The following is a 12,371-nucleotide window of genomic DNA, read 5'->3' as shown; positions in this document are numbered from 1 at the left end:
TGGACGGCACAGGGCACCGGCGAAACCGGTCCCTCAATGCGCCGCTCGGAAGCCCTCCGCTTCGCCGGCAGAAACGCTTGTGGCCGGTCTCCGGACTCACGAGCGGACAGCCCCGAAAGCTGTCCCGATGCAGCACCTTCCCATGACCGTTTTTCAATGGGCCACAGTGGCATTTCGCTGAATCGAATCTCGTCTACCGTTGCGGGGGCAGTGTCGGCATTGCCTGTCGATCGCAGGCGCACCGACTTCCCGATTAAACCCGGGCGCAGGGCGCAGGGGTACCAGAAGCAGGCGCGCATTGTAGAGGCGCCTGGGCTGGAAAGCAAAGGGGGAGACGTAGGGTGCCGGTGAACGGAGTGAACCGCACCGATATGAAGTCGGTGCGGTTCGCGTTGCTCACCAGCACCCTACGGTGCCGCGATCAATGCAGGGGTCAGTCGAAAAAGGTTTCGCCCTTCCCGGCCCGCTGGCGCAGGCCGTCGGTCACCCGGTAGAGCGGGCCGCTGCCGGCATGACGCTCGACCCGCTCGCAGAAGGTCTGCAGGCCCAGGCTGTCGATATAGCGCAGCGCACCGCCTCGGAAGCGCGGGAAGCCCAGCCCCAGGATCAGCCCCATATCGACTTCGGCGGCCGTTTCGGCAATGCCGTCCTCGAGACAGCGTACCGCCTCCAGGCACATCGGGATCATCATCCGGTCAAGGATATCCTGGTCGCTCAGTTCCACCGCCGGCCCCTTCGCCGCATCGATCAGTTGCTGCGCCTGCGCGGAGGGTTCGCGGGTACGGCGTCCGCTTTCGTCGACGCCGTAGGCGTAGAAACCGCGTCCGCTCTTCTGCCCCAGACTGCCGGCTTGGACCAGGTGGTCGGCGATGCAGGGTCCATCATGACCCATGCGCTCAGGGAAACCCTCGATCATCACCCGGTCGGCATGGACGCAGGTATCGAGGCCGATCACATCCATCAGGTAGGCAGGCCCCATCGGCCAGCCGAAGCCCTCCATCACCCGGTCGATGCGCTGGTAGTCGACGCCGTCCAGCAGCAGGCGGTTGAAACCGTTGAAATAGGGGAACAGGATACGGTTGACCAGAAAGCCCGGGCAGTCGTTGACGACAATCGGGGTCTTGCCCATCGACAGTGCACCGGCCACCGCGGTCGCCAGGGTCTCTTCGCTGGTTTCACGGCCACGGATCACCTCCACCAGCGGCATCAGATGCACCGGGTTGAAGAAGTGCATGCCACAGAACTGCTGCGGCCGCTGCAGACTTTTCGCCAGGCGGTCGATCGAAATGGTGGAAGTATTGGAGGTCAGGATCGCGCCGGGCTCGAGAGCCCGTTCGACATCGGCCAGCACACCGGCCTTGATTGCAGCGTTCTCGACCACCGCCTCGACCACCAGGTCGACCTGGTCGAAACCGTCGTATTCCAGCGTCGGCTCGATCGCAGCCAGCACCTTTTCCTTGCCGGCCTGATCCAGACGCCCCTTCTCGACCTGGCGGTCGAGCAGCTTGCCGGCGGTCTTCAGTCCAAGTTCGAGCGCTTCGTCACGAATATCCTTCATCAGCACCGGCGTGCCGGTGCTGGCCGATTGAAAGGCGATGCCGCCGCCCATGATGCCGGCACCGAGCACTCCGACCCGGCTGACGGCACGGGCCTGCTGCTGCGCCTGTTTCGCCTTGCGCTTGAGCACCTGGTCATTGAGGAAAAGTCCGACCAGGCTGCGAGCCGAGTCGCGCTGGAGCAACTCGATAAAGGCGTTGCGCTCTTCGGCCAGGGCGTCCCGGAACGGCAGCGTGATATGCCTCAGGATCAGCGCCAGCGCCGTCGGACCCGCTTCAAAATTCGGATTCAATCCGGTACCGAACTGCTGTTCCAGCGCCGCCAGCTGCTGGTGCAGTGCATCGCTGGCCACCAGCGGATCCTGCTTGCGGGCGCGGATGGCGCGCAGGTCCGCGGGTCTGCCAATCTGCTCGCGCAGCAGCTCGAGGGCGCGGGTTTTAAGCTCGGCCGGCTCGGCCACCGCATCGACGGCTCCCAAGGCCTGCGCGATATCGGCTTTCTGCGGCTTGCCGCCGAGGATCCACTGCAGCGCGATCTCGGCACCGAGCAGTCGGCTCAGGCGTACGGTGCCCCCCAGCCCGGGAAGAGCCCGAGGTTGACTTCCGGCAACCCGACCCGGCCATCGGCCGCCAGCACGCGAAAATCCGCGGCCAGCGCGACTTCGAATCCGCCCCCCAGGGCCAGGCCATTGACCGCGGCCACGGTCGGGTAAGGCAGGGCTTCGATCTCGCACAGCAGCTCGTGCACAGCGTCCATCCAGGCTGCAAGTTCTGCAGGCTCCTGGCGGGAGCGACGGGCCAGCTCCGGAATATCGGCACCGACGATGAAGTTCGACTTGCGGCTGCTGATCAGCAGACCGCGGATACCGGTGGCGCCCCGGAGCTGTTGCAGTGCGGCCCCGAGCTCATCGAAAGCCGAACTGGTCAGCGAGTTGACCGATGCCGCCCGGGCATCGAAGACCAGTTCGGCGATGCCCGACTCCAGGATCTGCAAACTGACAGTCTGTCCTTCATACATCATGCTCACCACCTACCCTCAAGCGTCAATTCGTTTTGTCGTTTCGGCTGCGACCGGGCAGCGACAGCCCCCGACAGAGGCTACTTCAACGGGGTGCAGCCGCGCCCGGCGCCAGCGCGAAAAATCCGGCGGAGCGACCCTTCAGGTTGCAGCCACCGTCGGCCCGCCAGTCTGCAGCAGCCACCGAAACACGGCAATGACCATAAGAGCCGAATGATTAACATAATCGGACATCGGGGTTACACTGTCCCTGGCACCAAGCCTGAACCCGCTCCCCTGACCTGCCCGATACGGACATGACATCGCCCCGCCACTCCATCTCGGTCCACTACGCCCGCACCTTCCTGGCCGGTCTCGAACGCCGCGGCTACGACTGCGACCCGATCCTGCAACGGGCCGGGCTGCACCGCAGGCTGCTGCACAATGCCCAGGTGCGCATCACGCCATATCAGCTCAGTACGCTCGTGCAGGAGGCCTGGCGCCTGAGCGACGACGAGTTCGTCTGCCTGGGCAGCCGCCCCAGCCGGTTCGGCATTTTTCCGCTGATGGCCCGCCAGGCCCTCCATGGCAGTACGCTGAGGTCCGTCTACCGGCGCAGTTGCCACTTCTACAACCTGGTCTCGGAAGCCGTGCAGTTCCGTTTCGAGGAGGACGGCGACGTCGCGCGCCTGAGCCTGACACTGGCCCGCCCGGAACTGGACCCGGATCATACCCTGTGCGAATTCCTGCTGCTGATCTGGCATCGATTTCCCAGCTGGATGATAGGTCGCCGCATTCCGCTGCGCCGCATCTCCTTCAGTTTTTCACGCCCCGGGCATGCGGCCGAGTACCGGCTGATGTTTCCGGCACCGGTGGAATATGACCAGGCCTGCGACGGCTTCGAGTTCAGTCGCGAGCTGCTCAACGCGCCGATCGTGCAGACGCCCTCGAACCTGCGGACCTACATGAACCGCGCTCCGCTCGACTGGTTCAGCCGTCAGGCCTACTACCCGATCTTCACCCGGCGCGTGCTCGATCAGCTGGAACAGAGCGATTCACTGGCCACCGCCACCATGGAAGAGATTGCCACAGCGATGCATACCACCACCCGCACGCTGCGCCGCAAGCTAACCGATGAGGGCACCAGTTTCCAGGACATCAAGGACGGCCTTCGACGCGATACCGCCATCCACCTGCTCAGCCAGCCCTCGGAGCCGGTCGCCGCCATTGCCCGCACCCTGGGCTTCTCGGAGCCATCGGCCTTTACCCGGGCTTTCAAGCACTGGACCGGCGTCGCTCCCAGCGCCTACCGGAAGACGGCTGCGAGTGAGTAGGGTGGCAATGAGCGAAGCGAATTCCACCATCGCGTGAGGCGTCACTGTGATCTGTTAACTGTTAACTGTTAACTGTTAACCGCAAACCTTCTTTAGTTGATAAGCATTATCATTACCATTAGACTCTTGCTCACCTTCACCGATAACAAGAGAGCCCTCGCATGTTCAGACCCACTCTCGTCGCACTGGCCGTCGGCCTGTACAGCCTCACGCCGGCCCATGCTGCCGAAACCGTCTCCCCGTCAGCCGTCCTGGAAAACTATGCCAATATTGCCCAGGCCAGTTACGAAGACAGCCTGATCAGCGCCAAAGCCCTGCTGGACAGGATCGACACCCTGCTCGAATCCCCGACCGAAGAAAACCTGAAGGCTGCGCGCGATGCCTGGATCTCGGCTCGTGTGCCCTATCAGCAGACCGAGGTCTTTCGTTTCGGCAACGAACTGGTCGACGAGTGGGAAGGCAAGGTCAATGCCTGGCCGCTGGACGAGGGTCTGATCGACTATGTCGCCACCGACCGTTACGGCGAAGCGTCCGACGAGAATCCGCTCTATACCGCCAACGTCATCGCCAACCCCAACCTGACCCTGAACGGCGAGGCGCTGGACGCGGCCACCATCGACAAGGCGCTGCTGCGGAGCCTGCACGAAGCGGAGGAAGTCGAAGCGAACGTCGCCACCGGCTATCACGCCATCGAGTTCCTGCTCTGGGGCCAGGACCTGAACGGCACCCAACCGGGCGCCGGCAATCGCCCGGCAAGCGACTACGACAGGGCCAACTGCACCGGCGGCCACTGCGACCGTCGCGGCCAGTACCTGAAAGTATCCACCGAACTGCTGATCGACGACCTGCAGGAGATGGCGACCAGCTGGGCCGAAGACGGCGCTGCCCGCCAGGCGCTAATGGACAAGGGCGAGGCCGGCGGCCTGGCTACCATGCTCACCGGCATGGGCTCCCTCTCCTACGGCGAGCTGGCCGGCGAGCGCACCAAGCTCGGCCTGATGCTGCACGATCCGGAAGAGGAGCATGACTGCTTCTCCGACAACACCCACTGGTCCCATTTCTACGATGCCAAGGGCATCCAGAACGTCTACCGCGGCGAGTACAGCCGCATCGACGGCACCAAAGTCAACGGCGCCAGCCTTTCGCAGTTGCTGAGCGGTGCCGAACCCGGGCTGGACAAGGAGATCCTCGCCAGGCTGGAGGCCACCCAGCAGGCCGCCCAGGCGATGGTCGATGCCGCCTCCAGGGGCAGACATTCGATGTGCTGATCGCCGCCGGCAACGACAGCGGCAACCAGCTGGTGCAGAACTTCGTCGACGGCCTGACCGACCAGACCCGTTCGCTGGAGCGGGCGGTCAGGGTGATCGGCAGCGGCGATATCAATATCGAGGGCTCCGACAGCCTCGACAATCCGTCCGCCGTTCAGTAATCCCGGCCCGGGAGCCCGGATCGCAAATGCCGTTCGGGCTTTTATTTTTCGGTACAGCAGACCCTGGATGCACGCGCCTGACAACAGGGCCACGGCTACCGCCCTGGCCATCACGATGATCTCGCTGTCACTAACGGCTCCGCTGCAGGCGGCCAGCCGCTATCAGCCGGGCGAGGAGTATCCGGGCGGTAGCACCAGCCAGCCCGTCGGACGGCCGCGCGATGCCTTTTCGCAGCCCTCCGCCACCCTGCCGTTCGAGCAACGGCTGGATTTTCACGTCGGCAAGAGCCTGTTCGAGAAACTCTGGGTCGCCTCCCCTCCTCCACCACCGCCAGCGACGGTCTGGGACCGCTGTTCAACGCCCGCGCCTGCGCCGGCTGTCACCTGCACAACGGCCGCGGTCACCCGCCGGCCTCGGCGGAGGGCAATGCCGTTTCGCTGTTCCTGCGCCTGAGCGTGGTGCCGGACCCGCAACAACGGCGGCAAATGGAGGCCGGCATTCTGGCGAACGTGCCGGATCCGGTGTACGGGCGCCAGTTGCAGAATTTCAGCGTGCAGAATGTCCCGGCGGAAGGCCGGCTGGGCGTCGAATACAGCGACGAGGTCGTGCATCTGGCCGATGGCAGCGAAGTGCATCTGCGCAGGCCCCGCTACCGGATCCTGCAGCCGGGCTACGGACCCGTCGCCGCCGGGCTGAACCTGTCGCCCCGTCTGGCGCCGCCGATGATCGGCCTCGGATTGCTGGAGGCGGTCCCGGAAAGTGCCCTGCTCGCTCTGGAAGACACCGAAGACCGCAACGGCGACGGCATCTCCGGCCGTCTCAACCGAGTCTGGAGCCAGCGCGAGCAGCGCGTGGTTGCCGGCCGCTTCGGCTGGAAAGCCGGCAACGGCACCCTGGCCGACCAGAACGACAGCGCGCTGGCCGGCGATATCGGCATCGGCAACGCGCTTTTCCCGGTGCCCTTCGGCGACTGCATGCCGGCCCAGTCGGATTGCCGGCAGGCGCCGCACGGCAACACCGCCGCGCAGGACAACCTCGAGGCCGCCCGCGCCGTCACCGACAGCATCCTGTTCTACAGCCGTCACCTCGCGCCACCGGTGCGCCCGGACGCGCAGCAACCGGACGTGCAGGCGGGAAAAGCCGTCTTCAACCGCATCGGCTGCAGCGCTTGCCATACCCCGAACCTGCGCACCGCCAGGGACGCCGAAGCGCCGCTGGCCGGCCAGTCGATCTGGCCCTACAGCGACCTCCTGTTGCACGATATGGGGCCGGACCTGGCCGACGGCCACGAGGAATACCGCGCCCGCGGCAGTGAATGGCGTACCGCGCCGCTCTGGGGGCTGGGCCTGGCGAAAGCACTCAATCCGAAAAGCGGCTATCTCCATGACGGCCGCGCCCGCACACCGCTCGAAGCCGCGCTCTGGCACGGCGGCGAGGCGCAAGCGGCAAAGCAGAACCTGATGGCGCTGGACGCGAAAGCGCGCCGGCAGTTACTCGTTTTCCTGGATTCTCTATGACGACCCGCGGAACTTCTTTGCTCACAGGCATCACCCTGACGCTCTCGCTGCTCGGCAGCCTGACACAGGCCGCCCCGGATCCCGAACGGGAGCGCGCGCTGTCCCTGGCTCTGGGCAAGCAGATACTGGCACCGGCCTACAGCCGCTTTGCCGAAAGCAGCCAGACGCTGGCGCAGGATCTCGATCGGTATTGCCAGGCCAGCGGCGGCGACTACCCGACGCTTCAGGCGCAATACCGTGCAACGCTGCACGACTGGATGTACCTGCAGGCGATCAACTGGGGGCCGGCCGCCGCCGGCAACCGCCACCCGGCACTCTACTTCTGGCCGGACAAGAAGGATATCGCCTCGCGGCAGCTGCGAACCCTGATTGCCGATGCCGACCCCGCCAGCCTTGACGCCGGCTATTTCGACAATGCCAGCATCGGCGTCAGCGGCCTCAGTGCGCTGGAACGGCTGTTGTTCGACGACTCGCCCGTCGCGCCACTCAGCTACAGTTGTCATCTCGCCTCGGCCATCGCCGGCAACAGCGCACGCATGGCACGGCAGATTGCCGACGAGTGGCCCACCTTCGTCGAACAGTGGCGACGGGCCCCGGATCCGCGAGGCGGCGTCCGCCTGCTGCTCAAGAGCATGGACGAGATCGCCCAGATCGTCAGCCAGCAGAAGATCGCCATGCCACTGGGCTCGGACCCGGAACACGCCCGCGCACGCCGTGCAGAATCCTGGCGCAGCGAGCAGTCCCTTGCCAATATCCGCGCCAACCTCGACTTTATCGAAGCGATGCTCGAGGGCAGCGGCAACCAGCCCGGCCTGCTGGACCTGATCGCCGAACAGGACAGCGGCGTGGCCGAAGTCTTGCGCGCCCAGTTGTTCGCCACCAACCAGCTGTTCGAGCATCTCGACCAGCCGCTGGAAAGCGCGGTCGAGAACCGCTCCGCCCGCGGCAAGCTGATGATGCTCCAGGCCAACGTCGACTCGCTGCAGGAGTTGCTGGCCGGCGATGTCAGCGGTGCGCTCGGCATCAGCCTCGGGTTCAACAGCCGAGACGGAGACTGACGGTATGCCCCTGTCCAGACGAAACCTGCTGACCCAGGCTCTGCTGCTCGGTGCCGGTACAGTACTGGCACCCGCCGTACGCGCGATACCCGGGAGCGGGCCGCTGCTGCTCTCGGCCAGCGACGACGAGGCGGGGCGGCATTTCTTCAGCGCCATCGACGAGATGGGCGCACTGCGTTTTCGCCATCCGCTGCCGGATCGCGCACACGGCATTGGCGTCTCCCCCGACGGCCGGCGCTGCGCCGTCGTCGCCCGCCGGCCGGGCTCCTTTGTCGAGCTCTACAGCCTGCCGGACGGCGCGCGGCTGCAGCGCCTCGAAAACGCGGCCGGCCGCCGTTTCTGCGGCCATGCCGCCTTCGGCCCCGACGGCGACACCCTGTTCACCACCGAGAACGACTTCGACGGCCAGCGCGGCGTTATCGGTGTCTGGCGCCGCCAGGGCGACCAACTGGTACGCCATGGCGAGTGGAGCAGCGGCGGTATCGGCCCCCATGAACTGCTGATGCACCCCGACGGTACCCTGGTGGTGGCCAACGGCGGCATTCTCACCCATCCGGACGCAGGCCGCGACAAGCTCAACCTCGACAGCATGCAGCCGAACCTCAGCTACCTGGACAGCCAGACCGGAGACCTCATCGGCAGCTTCGCCATGCCGGAGAGCCTGCACCAGCTCAGCATTCGCCATCTGTCGATCAGCCCGGACGGCCAGGTCGCCAGCGTACTGCAATACCAGGGCCCGGAAACGCAGGAAGTCCCGTTGCTGGTGCTGCACCGGCCCGGCGACGAGGCCCTCGAGCTGTTGAGCCTGCCGGAAAGTCCCGGCATCCACCACAACTACCTCGGCAGCGTCGCCTGGGACAGCGAGGGCCGCTGGCTGGCAATGAGTGCGCCGCGCGGCAGCCGCATCTATTTCTACGATCGCCGGGAGGGCCGCTGGGCAGCCCCCGTCACCTACAGTGACGGCTGCGGACTCTACCGCGACAGCCTGCCGGCGACCTTCCTGATCAGCTCCGGTGCCGGCGGCGTCACCAGCTACTGCCCGGAAGACGGCAGCTGGCAGCCCCTGCCCGACCGCTATGCAAACCAGCAGCGCTGGGACAACCATATGGTCGTCACCTGACCGAGAGAGGGGAGTTCTGAACGCCGGGTTCCGGCCTCGATGCAGCGATGTCGGCCAAGTCGTATGAGAATGGAATCTTGAAACCGCTCGGACTCGAGCGGGAAGTACCGCAATTTTTTTCAATACCTCGAGCAACCGCTATTGCAGACTTCGGCCATTATCACCCAGGAGGATGACGATGAGCCTTACAATGATTTTGCCGATGTCGGCCTTTGCCCTGGCGGCTTCCATTTCACCGGGTCCCGTAAACCTGGTATGCCTGAGCTGCGGTACCCGTTATCCCCTTTCCCGGGGGCTGATCTTCGTCACCGGCGCCACTCTGGGCTTTATCGCCCTGTTTGTGGCCGTGGGTCTCGGGCTCTATTCGATACTGACGCTCGTGCCCGGACTCGATACGGCGTTGCGCTGGGCCGGCGTCGCCTTTTTGCTTTACCTGAGTTTCAGGCTGGTACGAGCTGACGGCCGTCTTCCGGAAGGCGAGGCCGAAACGGCACCGGGATTCATGACCGGCGCCCTGATGCAATGGCTCAATCCCAAGGCATGGCTGGCCTCTGCCTCGGGCATCGGCGCCTACGTCAGCGGTAACGACCTGCAGCAGCTCGCCGTATTCGCCGCCCTCTATCTGCCCATCTGCTGGCTGTCCCTGGGAAGCTGGGTCTACGCCGGCGCCTTCCTGCGCCGGTACATCGAAAAGCCAGCAGTGTTGACGGTGACCAACCGGACACTGGCAGCACTGCTCGCGGCCAGCTGTGCCTATCTACTGCTCGACTAGGGATTTACGGTACTGGTTCGGGGTGGCGGCAACCAGCCGCTTGAAGGTCCGCTGGAAATGCGGCTGGTCATTGAAGCCCGCGTTCAGCGCGACCTCGACGATGGGCTTGCCATCCTTCAGCTCCTGCTGGCCGAACTGGATCCGGCGATTGATCTGATAGGCATGGGGCGTGAGTCCGAAATGCTGCCTGAAGGCACGGATGAGATGACCGGGACTGTAGCCGGAGCGATCACACAGCGTATCCAGCGACACTTCCTCGGTCGCATGCTCGTCCAGATAATTCGCCACGGCCTGCAGCATCTTCGGTGTTTTAGGAAGAGACCGTACCGACTTGCCTGCCAGCTCGTGCATCAGGGCCGAAAGGTAGGCAACCGCTTCCGTCTGCTTGTCCAGCAGGTCCCGTTGCGGATCCAGAAGACAGTCCGCCATCTGGACGTATCCCTCATACCAGCTGGCATCCGGGATGACGGCGTTGGCGATATTCTGCCAGCGAGGCGTATCCAGCAGCCCGGCTTCGTAGCGCAGCTGCGTCAACCAGTCGGTGTCGACGTAGAGCATCAGGTAGGCCCAGGGCTGGTTATCGATGGGGTTGCAGGCGTGAACCCAGTCCGGGTTCATCAGCACGAGGGTCCCGGCACTCACCTCGTAGCGGTCATCACGGTAAAGAAAGGTGCTCTTGCCCTCGGTGATGGCGCCCAGGGAGCAATGCGTATGGCTGTGCGGCGCATAGCAGACCTTGCGTCCGTCGCCGACCTTGCGCAGCTCCAGGTACGGCATACGCGAGTCCCGCCAGAATAGGGGTTTGCTAGAGCCTGTCATAACCTATCGGACCTGTCGTTTTTTTGCAGAATTTGACGCTGAAGTTCCATGCCATCGTCGAGGTCAGTCGGCAGACTGTTCAAGCTGGCCAATCACCCGTCGAATGCGCTGAACCGCCTTCTTGTAGTCGATCTGGGCCCAGGTTTCGAGGAACGGGATGAGCTTCAGGTCGGCGCTTCTTGCGGACAGCACCATGGACCATAGCACGGCCCCGTCAATAGCGGTACGCGTTATACTCTGTTCACTTTTATCGATGCTCAAACAGGAGCCCGCGCATGTCCTCGCTCGTCTACTGCACCGCCCAGTTCAAGCCCCGCCCCGGCAAGGAGCGAGAACTCTTTACCGTGCTGCAGTCGCTCGAACCCAATACCCTGCGTGAAGATGGCTGTATCCAGTACCGCGTGACACGCAGGATCACCAGCCCCTTCGCCGAGGGCGAAAGCTACCCGATCGTCTTCCATGAGATCTGGCGTGATATGGCCGCCTTCGAGCAGCACTGCCAGCGCCGGGAGATCACCGAGTTTTTCAGCCGCCACTGCGAAGCGGATGACGGTCTGGCCCAGGCCTGGAACGTCTGCGTCTACACCGACGAGCCGGAGGATTTCGCCTGAGTCAGCCGGCACGCGCCACCCCGGGTGTACACTGCAGGGTGGCGCCTGATCCGTCCCCTCCCGGGGACAGGCGGGGTCCGATTATATAAGGAGTAAAAGTTCAATGGACGGCTATTATCCTTTTAAATCAGATGCTTAAATATAGCCCAGATAGTTCGAGGAAGATTAAAGGCATACCTTCTAATAAATATTATGAGGTCGGAGACCTCACTAAAAACTGTTTTATTAATCAATCAAGCCTAGTATTGAAATATTATGGCTAAACTGTTCGGCGGCGGATGTATTAGACATGGACAAGATTGTAAAAAACTCTTTTCCCCGGATCATCTGTTCAGTGTTGTTCGTAATCACCGTCATGGCCGCGAACGGCGGTGAAATCGTAGAAGCCGATGCTGAGAAGTGGCTCGTGGAGTCAGAGGCTGCCTACGACAGAGTCGAAAGTTACACCGCCATCTTTCATAAACAGCAACGGATAGCGGGCGAACTCCTTGACGAAGAGAACATATTCCTCAAATTCAGAAAAAAGCCATATTCCCTGTACATGAAATGGGTGACAGAACCCTACAAGGGGAGCGAGTTACTGTACGTAGTGGGCTGGAATAAAGACAGAATCAAGGCGCATAGGGGCGGATTTTTCAGCTTTATCGTCCGCAATCTCGATCCCAATGATCCGGAACTCATGGAAAATGAGCTTCGCCCGGTCACCAGTACAGGGGTTGGCTTCCTCTTGCAAACCGTTGCGATAAATATGCGCAAGGCGATCAAGGCCGGTGTGCTCAGGTTCACCGAACGCGGAAAAGAAAATATCTACGGCAGGGACACGCAGGTCATGGTAATAGACATACCCTATGAGAATGCGGAAGACTACGACGGCGCACAGTTTGTTATCAACCAGGATGTCGAGAGCAAAATTCTGTTAAGGATCAGAGTCTATGATCGGGACGGCCAGCTCATCGAGAACTACGGATACGAGAACCTGAACCTTGACGCGCGTCTGTCAGACGCCGACTTCGACCCAAAGAATCCTGAGTATGACTTTTGAGTCAGAGTTCCGGGGACAGTATACCTATTTCCGCGATCCGACCTGATAGCGTCGTATGATAGAGCCATCGTTGCACAAGGGGCGCAATGGCATCGCGTTACTCACACCTCAACGT

The 12,371-nt window shown here is 63.1% G+C and carries 14 protein-coding genes and 1 riboswitch; of the genes, 10 read left to right on the top strand and 4 right to left on the bottom strand.

Annotated elements, in window-relative coordinates; all coding sequences use genetic code 11:
* Positions 1-64: 64 nt before the first annotated feature.
* A riboswitch (cobalamin riboswitch) is annotated at positions 65-301 on the bottom strand.
* Positions 302-433: 132 nt separating this feature from the next.
* The gene (locus tag ACFQDL_RS20635) at positions 434-2,017 is read right to left on the bottom strand and encodes a 3-hydroxyacyl-CoA dehydrogenase NAD-binding domain-containing protein (RefSeq protein ID WP_379910660.1); all 1,584 of its coding nucleotides are present in this window, start codon (positions 2,015-2,017) and stop codon (positions 434-436) included.
* Positions 2,018-2,112: 95 nt separating this feature from the next.
* Positions 2,113-2,577, bottom strand: coding sequence for an enoyl-CoA hydratase-related protein (locus ACFQDL_RS20630; RefSeq protein WP_379910659.1), 465 nt, complete (start codon positions 2,575-2,577; stop codon positions 2,113-2,115).
* A gap of 293 nt (positions 2,578-2,870) precedes the next feature.
* Here ACFQDL_RS20630 and ACFQDL_RS20625 point away from each other — a divergent pair, with 293 nt between their 5' ends.
* The 8 genes from ACFQDL_RS20625 to ACFQDL_RS20590 all read left to right on the top strand — a co-directional run bounded on the left by ACFQDL_RS20625 (position 2,871) and on the right by ACFQDL_RS20590 (position 9,784).
* On the top strand, positions 2,871-3,887 hold the full coding sequence (locus ACFQDL_RS20625; protein ID WP_379910658.1) for an AraC family transcriptional regulator: 1,017 nt from the start codon (positions 2,871-2,873) through the stop codon (positions 3,885-3,887).
* 161 nt (positions 3,888-4,048) lie between these two features.
* Complete coding sequence (locus ACFQDL_RS20620) at positions 4,049-5,155, top strand: imelysin family protein (RefSeq protein ID WP_379910657.1); 1,107 nt, start codon at positions 4,049-4,051, stop codon at positions 5,153-5,155.
* Positions 5,149-5,316: a hypothetical protein gene (locus ACFQDL_RS20615; RefSeq protein WP_379910656.1), complete on the top strand. Its 168-nt coding sequence runs from the start codon at positions 5,149-5,151 to the stop codon at positions 5,314-5,316. Before ACFQDL_RS20620 ends, ACFQDL_RS20615 begins: the two co-directional genes overlap by 7 nt.
* A gap of 67 nt (positions 5,317-5,383) precedes the next feature.
* Complete coding sequence (locus ACFQDL_RS20610) at positions 5,384-5,770, top strand: hypothetical protein (protein WP_379910655.1); 387 nt, start codon at positions 5,384-5,386, stop codon at positions 5,768-5,770.
* Entirely contained in the window at positions 5,659-6,834 is a 1,176-nt protein-coding gene (locus ACFQDL_RS20605) for a di-heme oxidoreductase family protein (protein WP_379913217.1), read from the top strand. The genes ACFQDL_RS20610 and ACFQDL_RS20605 overlap by 112 nt, the downstream gene beginning before the upstream one ends.
* A 17-nt stretch (positions 6,835-6,851) precedes the next feature.
* The gene (locus tag ACFQDL_RS20600; protein ID WP_379910654.1) at positions 6,852-7,892 is read left to right on the top strand and encodes an imelysin family protein; all 1,041 of its coding nucleotides are present in this window, start codon (positions 6,852-6,854) and stop codon (positions 7,890-7,892) included.
* Between the two features lie 4 nt (positions 7,893-7,896).
* Entirely contained in the window at positions 7,897-9,012 is a 1,116-nt protein-coding gene (locus tag ACFQDL_RS20595; RefSeq protein WP_379910653.1) for a DUF1513 domain-containing protein, read from the top strand.
* A 178-nt stretch (positions 9,013-9,190) separates the two neighbouring features.
* On the top strand, positions 9,191-9,784 hold the full coding sequence (locus ACFQDL_RS20590; RefSeq protein WP_379910652.1) for a LysE family translocator: 594 nt from the start codon (positions 9,191-9,193) through the stop codon (positions 9,782-9,784).
* Here ACFQDL_RS20590 and ACFQDL_RS20585 read toward each other — a convergent pair.
* Both ACFQDL_RS20585 and ACFQDL_RS20580 read right to left on the bottom strand, forming a co-directional pair.
* The gene (locus ACFQDL_RS20585; RefSeq protein WP_379910651.1) at positions 9,770-10,561 is read right to left on the bottom strand and encodes a helix-turn-helix domain-containing protein; all 792 of its coding nucleotides are present in this window, start codon (positions 10,559-10,561) and stop codon (positions 9,770-9,772) included. The genes ACFQDL_RS20590 and ACFQDL_RS20585 overlap by 15 nt on opposite strands.
* Positions 10,562-10,666: 105 nt before the next feature.
* Complete coding sequence (locus tag ACFQDL_RS20580) at positions 10,667-10,798, bottom strand: hypothetical protein (protein ID WP_379910650.1); 132 nt, start codon at positions 10,796-10,798, stop codon at positions 10,667-10,669.
* Positions 10,799-10,878: 80 nt separating this feature from the next.
* Between ACFQDL_RS20580 and ACFQDL_RS20575 the strand changes: the two genes are divergently transcribed.
* Together ACFQDL_RS20575 and ACFQDL_RS20570 are read left to right on the top strand one after the other, a co-directional pair.
* Positions 10,879-11,214, top strand: a complete 336-nt coding sequence (locus ACFQDL_RS20575) for a putative quinol monooxygenase (RefSeq protein ID WP_379910649.1) — start codon at positions 10,879-10,881, stop codon at positions 11,212-11,214.
* A 289-nt stretch (positions 11,215-11,503) separates the two neighbouring features.
* Positions 11,504-12,256, top strand: a complete 753-nt coding sequence (locus ACFQDL_RS20570) for a DUF1571 domain-containing protein (protein ID WP_379910648.1) — start codon at positions 11,504-11,506, stop codon at positions 12,254-12,256.
* Positions 12,257-12,371 lie beyond the last annotated feature (115 nt).

The organism is Marinobacterium aestuariivivens (assembly GCF_042661465.1).
GTDB classification, from domain to species: domain Bacteria; phylum Pseudomonadota; class Gammaproteobacteria; order Pseudomonadales; family Balneatricaceae; genus Marinobacterium_A; species Marinobacterium_A aestuariivivens.
Note: the sequence above shows the minus strand (reverse complement) of the source record. Positions and strands in the feature narration are given on the sequence as shown.

What these genes read in the sequence shown, in the direction of transcription:
- ACFQDL_RS20630 (WP_379910659.1), bottom strand. Translation starts at nt 2,577, where the DNA reads ATGATGTATGAAGGACAGACTGTCAGTTTGCAGATCCTGGAGTCGGGC.
- ACFQDL_RS20625 (WP_379910658.1), top strand. Translation starts at nt 2,871, where the DNA reads ATGACATCGCCCCGCCACTCCATCTCGGTCCACTACGCCCGCACCTTC.
- ACFQDL_RS20620 (WP_379910657.1), top strand. Translation starts at nt 4,049, where the DNA reads ATGTTCAGACCCACTCTCGTCGCACTGGCCGTCGGCCTGTACAGCCTC.
- ACFQDL_RS20610 (WP_379910655.1), top strand. Translation starts at nt 5,384, where the DNA reads ATGCACGCGCCTGACAACAGGGCCACGGCTACCGCCCTGGCCATCACG.
- ACFQDL_RS20595 (WP_379910653.1), top strand. Translation starts at nt 7,897, where the DNA reads ATGCCCCTGTCCAGACGAAACCTGCTGACCCAGGCTCTGCTGCTCGGT.
- ACFQDL_RS20590 (WP_379910652.1), top strand. Translation starts at nt 9,191, where the DNA reads ATGAGCCTTACAATGATTTTGCCGATGTCGGCCTTTGCCCTGGCGGCT.
- ACFQDL_RS20585 (WP_379910651.1), bottom strand. Translation starts at nt 10,561, where the DNA reads ATGCCGTACCTGGAGCTGCGCAAGGTCGGCGACGGACGCAAGGTCTGC.
- ACFQDL_RS20580 (WP_379910650.1), bottom strand. Translation starts at nt 10,798, where the DNA reads ATGGTGCTGTCCGCAAGAAGCGCCGACCTGAAGCTCATCCCGTTCCTC.
- ACFQDL_RS20575 (WP_379910649.1), top strand. Translation starts at nt 10,879, where the DNA reads ATGTCCTCGCTCGTCTACTGCACCGCCCAGTTCAAGCCCCGCCCCGGC.
- ACFQDL_RS20570 (WP_379910648.1), top strand. Translation starts at nt 11,504, where the DNA reads ATGGACAAGATTGTAAAAAACTCTTTTCCCCGGATCATCTGTTCAGTG.